Raw genomic sequence first — 12,785 nt, forward strand, 5'->3', positions numbered from 1 at the left:
GGACGCTTTGAAGGTTAGTTCCGCTATCCTGCCCTGGAGTACCCCGGAAAGACAAACGCCCGCAAACTTTTGTCTGCGGGCGTTGCTTTTTCAGGCGGGACAGAACGGCGGATTTAGCCTTCGACCACGTCCAGATAGTCTTCCGGACGGGTGCGGTCTTCGGCGCGCTGCATGCCGAACATGCGCACCAGAATGCTCACCACCACCGAAACCACCAGGTTGACGATCAGCGACCACACCGCGGCGTAGCCGGGGATCGCCATGCCGAACAGGTGGATCGTGAAGATCGAGCCTGCCAGCTTCAGCGAAATCGCCATCCAGGTGCCGGTTGCGATACCGACTGCCCAGCCGATCAGCAGGCCGCGGTAGTCGAGCACACGCGTGTAGAGACCCAGCACGATGGCCGGCAGCGTCTGGATGATCCAGATGCCGCCCAGCAACTGAAGCTGAATCGCGTACGTGAGCGGCAAACCGAGAATGAACGCGACCGCGCCGACCTTGACGATCAGCGACACCAGCTTCGCGACGTTGGTCTCCTGCTCATGCGACATGTTGCGGTTCACGAACTCCTTGTGGATGTTGCGCGTGTACAGGTTCGCTGCCGCGATCGACATGATCGCCGCCGGCACCAGCGCGCCGATGCCGATTGCCGCGAACGCGACACCGACGAACCACGACGGGAAGAAGTGCAGGAACAGCGCCGGCACCGCGAAGTTCGGGCCGAACGCCTTGAAGTACGGCGCGAATTCCGGCATGTCCTTCACGCCCGAGGCCAGCGCCATGAAGCCGAGCAGCGCGAGCAGGCCGAGCACCAGCGAGTAAGCCGGCAGCATTGCCATGTTGCGGCGGATCGTGTTACCCGACTTCGACGACAGCACCGCGGTGATCGAGTGCGGGTACAGGAACAGCGCGAGCGCCGAGCCGACCGCAAGCGTCGCGTACGCGCTGTAGCCATTCAGGCTCGACACGTCGGGCGCTTTCAGCAGCAGCTTGGCCGGCGGCACCACGCTGAAGATATGGCCGAAGCCGCCCAGTTGCGGCGGAATCACGATAATCGCGGCAAAGATCGTGATGTAGATCAGCACGTCCTTCACCACCGCGATCATGGCCGGCGCGCGCAGGCCTGAGGTGTACGTGTAGGCCGCCAGAATCGCGAACGCGATGATCAGTGGCAGATCGCCGACGAAACCCTGGGTGTCGAAACCCAGCGCGCCGATCACCACTTCGATCCCGACCAGTTGCAGCGCGATGTACGGCATCGTCGCGACAATGCCGGTCACGGCGATCGCCAGCGCCAGCATGCGGCTGCCGTAGCGAGCCGAGACGAAGTCCGCCGAGGTCACATAGCCCTGACGCTTGGCGATGCTCCACAGCTTCGGGAACACCACAAAGGCGAACGGATAGATCAGGATCGTGTACGGCAGCGCGAAGAAACCGGTTGCGCCCGCACCGAACACCAGCGCCGGCACGGCGATAAAGGTATAGGCGGTGTACAGGTCGCCGCCCAGCAGGAACCACGTGACGATGGTGCCGAAGCGCCGGCCGCCAAGGCCCCACTCTTCCAGATGGGCCAGGTCGCCCTTGCGCCAGTGGGCCGCAATAAAGCCGAGAATGGTGACGCCGATGAAAAACAGGACGAAGACGAAAGTTGCGGTGGCGTTCATTATCGTGCGCCCCCTTGCGAGTTGCCCGGCGTGCCTCGCGAGCGGGTCTTGGTCTTGAAGTACACGAGCGCCGTGATGATCGCGCTGATCAGCACCCAGAGGAGCTGATACCAGTAGAAGAACGGAAAATCGAACAGTTGCGGTTCGACCTTGTTATATGACGGCACCCAGATCATCGCGATCCAGGGCAACAGCAGCAACCAGAGCCAGTGCTTGCTGGCCTTGTTCGCGTCGGCGTCGTGAGCCATGACGTCTCCTCTTCCCTATTATTGAAATGTTGGCCCGTGTGTGGACGGGTGGTGGATGTCCCGTCGCAGGTAGGCCACGGGTACCCCGAAAGCTTCGAAAGAGTATAGGAGCCGAGAACGTCCGGTCAAGCAGGGACGACCCGAGGCGCGAATGTGCCGCTGGGGCAGGCGGGGCGGCGGTTTAGCAGAGTTGGGCGGGATGCGGGGCGGCTGGACGCGGCGGTCGGGTCGCCGATGGGTGATGCGTTCTGGGTGCCCGGGGCGCCCGGGACAATCGAACCGGCTTTTCAATGCGCTGGGGAAGCGTTGAGAGACACGGTTGAGAGACACGGTTGAGAGACACGGTTGAGAGAAGCGCTTGAGAGAATCGTCGCATGAGCGCAACGGGGGAAGCCTGGGTCGAACCAGCTTCAGCCAGTCCGACCCATTCTCGCCTCAGATCGAGAACGAGCTGCCGTTCTGTCCGGTCGACTCCTGCAGACCCTTGATCCACTTGCGCGCCGGCAAGCCGAGTTCCGCTTCGATCAGCTTCGCGCGCGTTTGCAACGCCGCGAACGGCACGTCGAGCGCCGGGCCCGAGAAGGCGATCGCGATACGGTTGCCATCGTGCACTTCCGGCAGCGCGACCACGCGGCCATTGAACGCTTCGTTCAGGCGCTTCATGTTGCGCACGAAGCTCGGATGATCGCCGAACAGGTTGACCGTCACCACGCCCGCGTCGGTCAGACAGGCGCGCACCGCACGGTAAAAGCCGACGCTGTCGAGCACCGGGCCACGCGCGGTCGCATCGTAGACGTCGATTTGCAGCGCGCCGATCGTGCCATGGTTGGCGCGGTCGTTGACGAAGTCCCATGCATCCATTTCGTGCACGGTGAGGCGCGCGTCGTCGTGCGGCAGCTCGAACATCGTGCGCGCGGCTACCACCACCGCCGGGTTCACTTCGACCGCTTCGACCTTCGCGCGTTTCAGGAAGCGATGGGCAAACCTGGTCAGCGCGGCTGCGCCGAGACCGAGCTGAACGATCCGTCTGGGCGTTTCGATGAACAGCAACCAGGCCATCATCTGTTGCGCGTATTCGAGTTCGATGTGGTCCGGCTTGCGCAGACGCATCGCGCCTTGCACCCATTCCGTGCCGAAGTGCAGAAAACGCACGCCGCCCTCTTCCGAGAATGTGACCGGCGCGAAGCGCGGCTTGCGCGGCGCTTCGATTTGCGGCGCATCGTGCAGGTCGTCGTCGTGCAGTGCGCGCTTTTTGTTGCGCACTACTTTCTGTTTGTTCGGCGTGTGGTCGTCGCCGTCAGCGGCTTTGTTGCGGAAAGCACGGGCTTCAGCCGAGGCGCGCTTGATCAGTTTCGTCATGTAAGGATGTCGCGCCAGAGACGCAATTTTTGGTCGAACGAGAGCATAGCATTCGCCGGACTCGACGAAGGCAATACGAGGGTGGCGTAGCCGGCTTCGCCGATCACCGGCGCAAAGCGGCCTGCCGTCTTGCCGTTGAAGCAGACTTTGGCGAGCTTCGGCGCGTGGGCACGGAGCGAAGCGAAATCGTTGGGACTGGCGTTGCGGATCGCGGCGTCGAGACTGCCTTCACGCTCGCAGGCGGCGAGCACGTCCCATACGCCGATGCCATGCGATAGCAAACGCCTTAGGCGCTCTTCATAAGCGAACTCGGGAAGCGGCTCGTCGAGCACCGTGCCGAGCAGCCGCCAGAACTGGTTGCGCGGATGCGCGTAATACTGTGTCGCCGCGAGCGACGCCTCGCCGGGAAAGCTGCCGAGAATCAGCGTATGTGTATCCGCCGCGACGACCGGAGGGAAGCCGCGCAGCATCAGCGCTTCACCTTACTGTCTGATGCCGATGCGTGTTCGGATTCACGCGCATCGCGTCCGGCAAGATGGCCGCGTTCCGCGCGCGGCGCACCGTGAGCGCGCGACGCCGTATGCTCGAGCGGCCTGCCATGCTCCCGTGCGTGAGTGCGCTGCGGCGCTTGTGCGGTCGCGTGAGGCGCAAACGGTGTGCTGGCCGTGTTCACAAGATTCGCCAGGTGTGCAAGCTGCGTCCACAGCGCGGGCAACATGCATTCGGTCACCATCAGCGGCGCACCGTGACGCTCGAACACCGAGCGGCGTGCGACCAGCGCATGCGGTGGCGGCGCTTCGTCGATCTCACGCGCAGCCAGGCGATACAGAGGATGGCGCGCCGTCAGCCGCCGGCTCACCAGCGACGAACGCGCAACGCTGCTATCGCTGTACAGCAACTCGGCGAGCGGCCGTGTACGCAACCGGCGCATGGCCTGCCAAATGCCGATGCTTGCCGCCAGCGGCGCGACACTGTGCGCGGCGACAAACGGCACGCCATTCACCGACAGAACCACTTCCCGGACCCACACCGGCGCGCGCGGCACCAGCCCGAGCGCGGCGTGTTCGTCGTCCCACGGCAGCGTGACGGCTTCGCACGTCACGCGCACCGCGACTTCGCCAAGCGTGCGCAGATGCGCGGTCAGCGATCCGCCGCGGGTCAACCAGTCTTTCTGGGCGGCGCTAAAGCCGGGTAAGGGCGCGACGCGCCAGTGGGCGTCGGCGGCATCAAAACGGATAGGCATGGTGTCGGATTATAACGGCGGCGCCGTCAGACGCTTGCCGAGCCGCGCAGCTTTCAGACCGTCACGAACTCCCGCAGCGCGGTCCGCACATCCTCGAGCACCGTGTCCCATCGACCCAGCTCCCGCTGCCTGAACAGGCGCGCCGACGGATACCACGGGCTGTCGTCGCGATCGGCCATCCAGCGCCAATCCGTGCAGGTGGGCAACAGGATCCAGACCGGACACCCGGCGGCACCTGCCAGGTGAGCGACGGATGTGTCGACGGTAATGACCAGATCGAGCGATTGAAGAATGGCCAAGGTATCGGAAAAATTGCCGATATCGGGGCCTGGCAGAACTAAGTCGAGGTCCATCGGCAACGCCGCCGCCTCATCTTGCGCCTGCCCCATTTGCAACGAAACCCACGTCACCGCGGGTTGCTCGAGGATGGGCACCCAGCGGTTCAATGCAATCGAACGATAACGATCGAGCCCGTAGCCCGGATTGCCCGCCCATACCAGTCCCACGCGTTTTTTTCGCGCGGGAAGCGGGTCGGCATTGGCAGTGGCATCGGTGGCATCGGTAGCATCGATTTGCTTCCGCCAGCGGTGCACCAACGCCGGCTCCGCGCTCAGATACGGCATCGCCAAAGGAAGCATCGGCAATGTCAGCTTGATATGCTCCGGCATCCTGAGCATTCGGCACCAGAAGTCATACGGCCCCGGCGGTGACTCGACCCATACGGTGCGGACGCCGCTTGCGCAGCGTGCCAACTCCGCCAGCGGCGCGGCAACCCACACATCGACGAGCGCACCCTGCCGATTCAACCACGCAGCCAGCCGGAGAAACTGGATCTGATCGCCAAGCCCTTGCTCGCCGACGAGCAGAAACCTGCGGCCCGCCACCGGCTCGCCTTGCCACTCAGGAAAGTCGGGGCGAACCAGATCGTGGTTTTCCGGCAGTGCTTCATGCCAGCGATACTGTTTCCAACCCTGCTCGAAGTCGCCGAAACGCAGTTGTGCGGCCGCGAGATTGAACTGAATAGGCGCGTTATCGGGCAGCAGCCTGGCAGCCTCGGCGGCATGCAACCGCATCTGATCGAACTCGCCCAGCATGTTGCACGCATACGATGCGTTGTGATGCAGCCCGGCGTTCTGCGAGTCGATAGCCAGCATCTGAGCGGCGAACCTGGCGGCGTCCCGGAAGCGGTGCGCACTGTTCAGTTCAAAGGCCGCTTGCGCGGGTGCTGTGAATTCGGAAGTCAGGTGTGCAGGCAGGCGAGCGAGCACCGGTGTGCTGTCCAATTGCGCAGGCGCTTTCTCCGGACTCTGTTCATGCGAGAGCATCATCGCCTGCAATCTGTCAGTCACCCGCGCGACCACCGGTGCCCAATCGCCGGGCTGTGGTTGCCGGAATAGCTCTACCGAGTCGTACCACGGCTGCGTCTCCTCATTGCCCCACGCCCAATGCGAGACGTGATCGAGCATGGCCAGCACGGGGCGTCCCAGCGCGCCACCCAGATGCAACGGCGCGCTGTCGATGGTCACCACCACGTTGAGCGCGCTCACATGTGCAGCTACGTCGTCGAAACCGGCCTGATAGTGCGCCGTCAGATCGCGGATGCGATAGCCCTGCGCGATCAACGCCGCCACATCGGCGTGCCGGCCCGGCGTCAGCGGATAGAACACCACATTGGGTAACGCGAGCACCGGAGCCAACGCTGCAAGCGGAATCGACCGCTTCGCGTCACGACGGTGCGTCGGGCTACCTGACCAGACGAGACCGACGTGCATGCGCGCCGGCTCCCCGCTCCATGCGTTGATCCGCTCGCGCCACGCAGCGACACGGTTTGCCTCGCCAAACAGGTAGGCGCCGCCGCGCACGTGTTCAGGCCGCAAGCCAAGCAGTGACGGCACGCTCATGATCGGCAGTCCAAAGTGGGGTTCGCCAAGCGGCCCGTCCTCGATAGACACGCAATCCGCGTAAAAGCGCGCCAGCAGCGGTTGCAACGCGCGACGCACCGCGAGCACCAGCCTGCCGCCCTCGTCGCGTACGCGCGTCGCCAACTCGGGTACGAAGCGCACCATCTGGATATCGTCGCCGTTGCCCTGTTCGCTGTGCACGAGCAAGGTCTTGCCGGCCAGCGATTCACCCTGCCAGCGCGGACACAGGCGCCCCATCACGCTCACGACGTTGTTCGGCTCGCGGTCGTCGCGCGTCAGACGCGCTTCGAAATGCGGCCACGCGCCAGGCCAGTCGCCGCGCCGCAATTTGAGGTCGGCGAGATCCACTGCCGCTTGCGACGCGGATGGCTCGAATGCGAGCGCGGCATGCAGCGCCGCCTCGCTGTCGGCAAAACGCGCCTGCTCGGCGAGATACATACCGATCGCGGCCAGAACATGGGCATTGCCCGGTGCGGCGGCATTGGCAGCGCGCATGGTCGCCTCCGCTGCGGCGGCATCGTTGCCCTGCCATTGCGCGTGGCTCAGTTGCCAGGCGATTTCGGCGTCGGCGGGATCGCGCGTCAGCACCTCGCAACAAACACGTTCGACCGTTGCCCAATCACGTATCTCCCGGAAAGCCAACACCAGTTGCAACGGCAACGCGGGGTGGATTGCCGGATCGAGCGCATAGGCCCGCAACAGCGCCGCGCGGCGCTCGGCTCGCGCGCGCGCGTCCGGCAACATTGCAAGCGCAATCGCCAGCCACCAGGGTGCCCGGGCGTCTTGTGGCGCGTGTTGCTCATACGCGCGCAACATGTGCGCCGCGGCTGAAGGCGCACCGCAGCGCTCGATCAACCAACTGGTCCATTCGACCGTCGCCGCCGGCGGCTGCACGGCGACCGCCAGTTCACTATTGCGCTGCGCGGTCCCGGCGCGGCCAAGCGCATCGGCGAAGAGCGCCACGCGGGCGTGACGCACACCATTGCCCGCAGCCTGCGCTTGCGATGCGCTGTGGTACGCCGCTTCAAAACGGCCGGCGCTTGCGCAAAGATCCGCGTGCAACTGCGGCGTGGCACCCTCCGCGATCAGTTCGAGAGCGCGTTGTTCGGCGGCATCGAAACCTTGTTCGCGCAAGATCGACCACAGCAGATACACAGGATCGACGGGGTTCACCAGGATGGAATCGGACATAGGAAGACAAAGAGGTTATTGCACGCAGCAACGCGTAGTCGCAGAAATAAGACTCGGCGCATAAAGGGCTTAAAGATTGCAAATAATCCTTTATGCATCCGAATTTCGATCGCGCGAGCATAAGACAAATACGTGTTTTTTCATCTCACAAATCAATCTCGATATAGAGTTGTTGAATGTATTTGATTAGTTAACCATAATTATTTTCCGGACATTTTTAATAGCTTTCCAGAGCGTCCGGATCAACAACAAACAACATGGAGTAACAGTTGAATACTACGAACTCAAAAGAAACTTCCGACCGCATTGCCCATCTGGCGGCAGTCGTTTTGCGGCGACCGAGGGTCTTGTATGTGGAAAAGGAACTTGCTGGTTCCGCGCTCGCGCAGCACCATACGTCCAAGCAAACCAGCACGGCGATCGGCAGTCTGGCGGCGAAAGTGCTGGCTGACCCGCACTCCTGCATCGAAGCCAAGGAACTAGCCGGCTCCGTGCTATCGCAAGTGCGTCATTTGCACGGGCAAGCATCTGCGCACTAAGCCCCCTGTGTAGCGTCTTCGCCGGGCAGTCGGGCGACAAGGCACATAAAGCACATAAGGCGCAGGGCAAAAAAATGCGCTGCCGAAGCAGCGCATTTTTCAATCACAAGCGTCAGAGCGACGCCCGTCCAGGCTCAATCCGAAACTCAGCTCGCACGCGACAGCAACAACGCGTTGGTGCGCTTCACGAAGCTCGCCGGATCTTCCAGCGCGCCACCTTCGGCCAGCAATGCCTGATCGAACAGCAGATGGCACCAGTCATCGAAATTCGCGCTGTCCGCGTGCAAGCCTTTCACCAGCGCATGCTCCGGATTCACTTCGAGAATCGGGTGGAACGACGGTGCGTCCTGACCCGCCGCCTTCAGCATACGTTGCAGATAACCGCTCATTTCGCCGTCGTCGGCCACGAGGCAGGACGGCGAATCGGTGAGGCGGAACGTCAGGCGCACGTCCTTGGCCTTATCCTTCAGCGCTTCTTTCATCTTGTCGACGAGCGGCTTGAACTCTTCGCCGACCTTTTCCTGCGCCTGCTTTTCTTCGTCATTCAACGCACCCAGATCGAGATCGCCGCGAGCGACGCTTTGCAGCGGCTTGCCGTCGAATTCGTTCAGGAACGACAGCATCCATTCATCGACGCGATCGGTCAGCAGCAGCACTTCCACGCCCTTCTTGCGGAACACTTCGAGATGCGGGCTGTGGGTCGCGGCCTGCCAGGTGTCGGCGGTCACGTAGTAAATCTTGGTTTGCTCGGGCTTCATTCGCGCGACGTAATCGGCGAGCGATACAGTCTGCTCCGGCGATTCCGTATGCGTCGACGCGAAACGCACCAGCTTCGCAATCCGCTCGCGATTGGCAAAGTCTTCGCCAATGCCTTCCTTCAGCACCTGGCCGAATTCCTTCCAGAAGCCGGCGTACTTTTCGCGATCGGCCTCGTTCTCCGAGTTCGCCAATTCTTCGAGCATCGACAGCGAACGCTTGGTCACGCCCTCGCGGATCGCCTTCACGTCGCGGCTTTCCTGCAAGATTTCGCGCGACACGTTCAGCGGCAGATCGGCCGAATCGACCACGCCCTTCACGAAACGCAGGTACGCCGGCAGGAGTTGCTCGGCGTCGTCCATGATGAACACGCGTTTCACGTACAGCTTCAGGCCACCGCGATGATCGCGGTTGAACATGTCGAACGGCGCATGCGTCGGCACGTACAGCAGTTGCGTATATTCGCTGCGGCCTTCGACACGGTTATGCGTCCAGGTCAGCGGATCTTGATGATCGTGCGAGAGGTGCTGATAGAACTGCTTGTACTGTTGTTCGGTGATGTCGTTCTTCGAGCGGGTCCACAGCGCGCTCGCCTGATTGACGGTCTCTTCCTCGTCCTTCGTGACCATCTCGCTCTTTTCGGCGTCCCACTCTTCCTTCGCCATCAGGATGGGCAGCGCGACGTGATCCGAATACTTCTGGATGATCGACTTCAGACGATGCGACGACAGCAGCTCGTCTTCATCGGCACGCAGATGCAGCGTGATGGTCGTGCCGCGCGCGGCGCGCTCGATCTGCTCCACCGCGAAATCGCCCTCGCCGGCGCTTTCCCAGCGCACGCCTTCCGAGGCCGGCACGCCGGCGCGGCGCGTTTCGACTGTGATCTTGTCCGCGACGATAAAGCCCGAGTAAAAGCCCACGCCGAACTGGCCGATCAGCGCCGCGTCTTTCTGCTGGTCGCCGGAGAGCTTGCCGAAGAATTCCTTGGTGCCCGAGCGCGCGATCGTGCCGAGGTTGGCGATCGCTTCGTCGCGGCTCATACCGATGCCGTTGTCGTCGAGCGTAATGGTGCGCGCGGCCTTGTCGTACGACACGCGAATCCGCAGATTCGGATCGTTTTCGTACAGCAAGCTGTTTTCGATCGCTTCGAAACGCAGCTTGTCGGCCGCATCGGACGCGTTCGAAATCAGCTCGCGCAGAAAGATTTCCTTGTTGCTGTACAGCGAATGGATCATCAGGTGCAGAAGTTGTTTAACTTCTGCCTGAAAGCTCATGGTTTCTTGTGCCATGGTCGGACTTCCTCTCTGTTACGAATACGAAAATATAGGGGGGCAAACATTGCCGGCGTAATTGGGGGCACGCCGGCAATGTTTCAAGAGGCGCGCCGGGCAACGCTGTCCAGATAACGGCAGAGGAACGTCGACAGTTCAGGATCGCCGCAGTTGGCGATATTGAAACGCATCCACGTAGTTGTCGACTGTTGGGGAGAAAACAGACTCCCCGGCGTCAGCAGAAAGCCCTCTTCGTGGCCGGCGGCGGCGAGCGCGCCCGCATCGACGCCGGTGTCGGCCCACAAGAACATCCCTGCCGAGGGCGTCAGAAACAGTTTCATGCCGGTCTTTTCGAGCATCCGCACGGATTTTTCGCGCACGCCGTCAAGGCGCGCCCGCAAGCGTTCGACGTGCCGGCGGTAATGCCCCTCGGTGAGAATCTTGTAGAGCACGCGCTCGTTCAACTCGGGGCTCGTCATGCCAACCAGCATCTTCTGATCGCTGACGGCCCTTGTCACTTCGGGTGCGCTGGCGATAAAACCCACGCGCAGATTGGGCGCGAGTGTCTTCGAAAAGCTGCCGAGATAAATCACGCGCTTTAACTGGTCGAGGCTCGCGAGACGCGTGCCGGGATGGCTCGGCGGGCACAGGTCGCCATAAATATCGTCTTCGACGACGATGAAGTCGTGTGCCTCGGCGAGACGCAAAATGCGGAACGCCTGCGCGGCCGTAAGCGAGGTGCCGGTGGGATTCTGCAGCACCGAATTGATCACCAGCATTTTCGGCCGCCAGGTCTCGATCAGCGACTCGAGCGCGTCGAGGTCCGGCCCATCCGGCGTGTACGGCATGCCGACCAGCCGCGCGCCCTGCGACGCGAAGCGCCCGAACATCTGAAACCAGGCGGGATCGCCGACGATCACCGCATCGCCCGGCTTCACGTAAATCCGCGAAATCAGGTCGATGGCCTGGGTAATACCGGAAACCATCACGATCTGATCCGGCGAGGCGCCGATTTCCAGTTCCTCCAGCCGCGTCTGCAACTGTTGGCGTAGCGGCAAAAAGCCCTGCGGCGTACCGATACCGAGCATCTGCGCACCGCTTTGCCTGCCGAGCGTGCGCAGCGCGTTGGTGATCAGATCGCCGTCGAGCCAGCGGCCCGGCAAGTAGCCGAGGCCCGGACTGCGCTCGGGGCGCGCGCCCGTATGCAGCATATTGCGCAGCAGCCAGACGACGTCGATCGTGGCCGGCGCGGGGGCCGCTGCGGCAATTGTGCGGATCTCCGCCGTCGGCGCGCCACCCAGGCGTTCGCGCACATAGAAACCGGAACCGCGCCGCGACTCCAGATAGCCCTGCGCCACCAGCCGCTCGTACGCCTCGACCACGGTGAAGCGCGACACGCCTTTGTCCTGCGCCAGCTTGCGAATCGACGGCATGCGCATGCCGGGACGGAACACCCGTTCCTCGATGCGGCGGCTCGCCCACTGGACAAGCTGCTCGACCAGCGTCATCGACGCCGTGTCGTGCGGGGTGGGAATCTGGGTAAGCGGGACGGACATGGCTGACTCCAACTGTACCGAATGGTATCGAGTCGATTGTACCGTTACTGTGCCGGTCGCCGCCGCTACATTCAAGGCTGGATTCAAGATAAGCAACGGATGATGAAGCGGCTCGGGGCGTCATGCAGCGCACCCGAGCGGCCCTGGGCGAGACCAGCCCAAACGCCATCCGTCTGGCCCGCCGACCCGGCAAACGGTTATGCTTACGACCCCGGCCCCGCTGCTGCCGCATCCGGCGCACGTTCCGGCTTACCGCAGAAACCGTTTTCCTGATCCGCCATGACTGCCCATCCACTCCGTCTCGATCATCTCGTGATTTCCGCCCGTACCCTCGACGAGGGCACGCAGTACGTCGCCGACACGCTCGGCGTCGCACCGTCCGGCGGCGGCGCGCATCCGCTGATGCGCACGCACAATCGCCTGTTGAACCTGTGGGGCGGCGTGTATCTGGAAGTGATCGCGGTCGACCCGCAGGCCGCGGAGCCTGCGGACGCCGCCGCGCCCCGTGCCCGCCTGTTCGCGCTCGACGACCCGGCCACGCAGGCGCGGCTCGAAAAAGGGCCATACCTGTCGCACTGGGTGGCCCGAGTCGACCGCCCGAAGCGGCTCACCGCATGGCAGGCACAGTATCCGCAGCGCATTGCGCCGATCGTGCCGATGACGCGCGGCGACTTCAGCTGGGGGCTGTCGGTGCCCGACGACGGCGCGTTCCCCACGTGGGAAGGTGCTGGCGACGGTGTGCTGCCATCGCTGATCCAGTGGGACACGCTGCGGCATCCGTCGGCGGTACTGCCGGAAACAGGCATTGCATTGAAAGCTTTGAAAGCAGTCCATCCGCAAACCGACGCGATTGCCACGCAATTGCGCTGGCTGGGCGCGGCGCACCTGATCGCGCTCGAACCCACGGAAGGCGCAGCGGCGCTGATCGCCGAGTTTGAAACACCCGAGGGTCTACGGACCCTTAAATAAGCAGCGCGCGCAGGTCGTCGACTCGCGCGATAATTGAAGTTTTGACCGGTTCCAGACATACCAGCAG

The 12,785-nt window shown here is 63.0% G+C and carries 10 protein-coding genes; 2 read left to right on the top strand and 8 right to left on the bottom strand.

Annotated features, from left to right (window positions below; genetic code table 11):
* Positions 1-113: 113 nt before the first annotated feature.
* The 6 genes from mctP to GH665_RS39545 form a co-directional block, all read right to left on the bottom strand.
* The gene (gene mctP / locus GH665_RS15680; protein WP_153136609.1) at positions 114-1,664 is read right to left on the bottom strand and encodes a monocarboxylate uptake permease MctP; all 1,551 of its coding nucleotides are present in this window, start codon (positions 1,662-1,664) and stop codon (positions 114-116) included.
* On the bottom strand, positions 1,664-1,912 hold the full coding sequence (locus GH665_RS15685) for a DUF3311 domain-containing protein (protein WP_153136610.1): 249 nt from the start codon (positions 1,910-1,912) through the stop codon (positions 1,664-1,666). Before GH665_RS15685 ends, mctP begins: the two co-directional genes overlap by 1 nt.
* A 435-nt stretch (positions 1,913-2,347) precedes the next feature.
* On the bottom strand, positions 2,348-3,271 hold the full coding sequence (locus tag GH665_RS15690; RefSeq protein ID WP_153136611.1) for a class I SAM-dependent methyltransferase: 924 nt from the start codon (positions 3,269-3,271) through the stop codon (positions 2,348-2,350).
* Entirely contained in the window at positions 3,268-3,741 is a 474-nt protein-coding gene (locus GH665_RS15695; protein WP_153136612.1) for a DNA-deoxyinosine glycosylase, read from the bottom strand. The genes GH665_RS15690 and GH665_RS15695 overlap by 4 nt, the downstream gene beginning before the upstream one ends.
* Positions 3,741-4,514, bottom strand: coding sequence for a chorismate--pyruvate lyase family protein (locus GH665_RS15700; RefSeq protein WP_153136613.1), 774 nt, complete (start codon positions 4,512-4,514; stop codon positions 3,741-3,743). Before GH665_RS15700 ends, GH665_RS15695 begins: the two co-directional genes overlap by 1 nt.
* Positions 4,515-4,567: 53 nt before the next feature.
* On the bottom strand, positions 4,568-7,627 hold the full coding sequence (locus tag GH665_RS39545; protein WP_153136614.1) for a hypothetical protein: 3,060 nt from the start codon (positions 7,625-7,627) through the stop codon (positions 4,568-4,570).
* Positions 7,628-7,896: 269 nt separating this feature from the next.
* Between GH665_RS39545 and GH665_RS15710 the strand changes: the two genes are divergently transcribed.
* Positions 7,897-8,166 (top strand): FHA domain-containing protein, encoded by a 270-nt coding sequence (locus tag GH665_RS15710; protein ID WP_153136615.1) that lies wholly within the window; start codon positions 7,897-7,899, stop codon positions 8,164-8,166.
* A gap of 146 nt (positions 8,167-8,312) precedes the next feature.
* Here the strand turns inward: GH665_RS15710 and htpG are convergent, their stop codons facing one another.
* Both htpG and GH665_RS15720 read right to left on the bottom strand, forming a co-directional pair.
* The gene (htpG, locus tag GH665_RS15715; protein ID WP_153136616.1) at positions 8,313-10,211 is read right to left on the bottom strand and encodes a molecular chaperone HtpG; all 1,899 of its coding nucleotides are present in this window, start codon (positions 10,209-10,211) and stop codon (positions 8,313-8,315) included.
* Between the two features lie 83 nt (positions 10,212-10,294).
* Positions 10,295-11,749 (bottom strand): aminotransferase-like domain-containing protein, encoded by a 1,455-nt coding sequence (locus GH665_RS15720; protein WP_153136617.1) that lies wholly within the window; start codon positions 11,747-11,749, stop codon positions 10,295-10,297.
* 279 nt (positions 11,750-12,028) lie between these two features.
* Between GH665_RS15720 and GH665_RS15725 the strand changes: the two genes are divergently transcribed.
* Complete coding sequence (locus GH665_RS15725) at positions 12,029-12,718, top strand: VOC family protein (RefSeq protein WP_153136618.1); 690 nt, start codon at positions 12,029-12,031, stop codon at positions 12,716-12,718.
* The last annotated feature ends 67 nt before the right edge of the window (positions 12,719-12,785 follow it).

The organism is Paraburkholderia agricolaris, from assembly GCF_009455635.1.
Classification (GTDB): domain Bacteria; phylum Pseudomonadota; class Gammaproteobacteria; order Burkholderiales; family Burkholderiaceae; genus Paraburkholderia; species Paraburkholderia agricolaris.

Excerpts from the sequence above, each read along its gene's own strand:
- mctP (WP_153136609.1), bottom strand. The coding sequence starts at position 1,664 with ATGAACGCCACCGCAACTTTCGTCTTCGTCCTGTTTTTCATCGGCGTC.
- GH665_RS15685 (WP_153136610.1), bottom strand. The coding sequence starts at position 1,912 with ATGGCTCACGACGCCGACGCGAACAAGGCCAGCAAGCACTGGCTCTGG.
- GH665_RS15690 (WP_153136611.1), bottom strand. The coding sequence starts at position 3,271 with ATGACGAAACTGATCAAGCGCGCCTCGGCTGAAGCCCGTGCTTTCCGC.
- GH665_RS15695 (WP_153136612.1), bottom strand. The coding sequence starts at position 3,741 with ATGCTGCGCGGCTTCCCTCCGGTCGTCGCGGCGGATACACATACGCTG.
- GH665_RS15700 (WP_153136613.1), bottom strand. The coding sequence starts at position 4,514 with ATGCCTATCCGTTTTGATGCCGCCGACGCCCACTGGCGCGTCGCGCCC.
- GH665_RS39545 (WP_153136614.1), bottom strand. The coding sequence starts at position 7,627 with ATGTCCGATTCCATCCTGGTGAACCCCGTCGATCCTGTGTATCTGCTG.
- htpG (WP_153136616.1), bottom strand. The coding sequence starts at position 10,211 with ATGGCACAAGAAACCATGAGCTTTCAGGCAGAAGTTAAACAACTTCTG.
- GH665_RS15720 (WP_153136617.1), bottom strand. The coding sequence starts at position 11,749 with ATGTCCGTCCCGCTTACCCAGATTCCCACCCCGCACGACACGGCGTCG.
- GH665_RS15725 (WP_153136618.1), top strand. The coding sequence starts at position 12,029 with ATGACTGCCCATCCACTCCGTCTCGATCATCTCGTGATTTCCGCCCGT.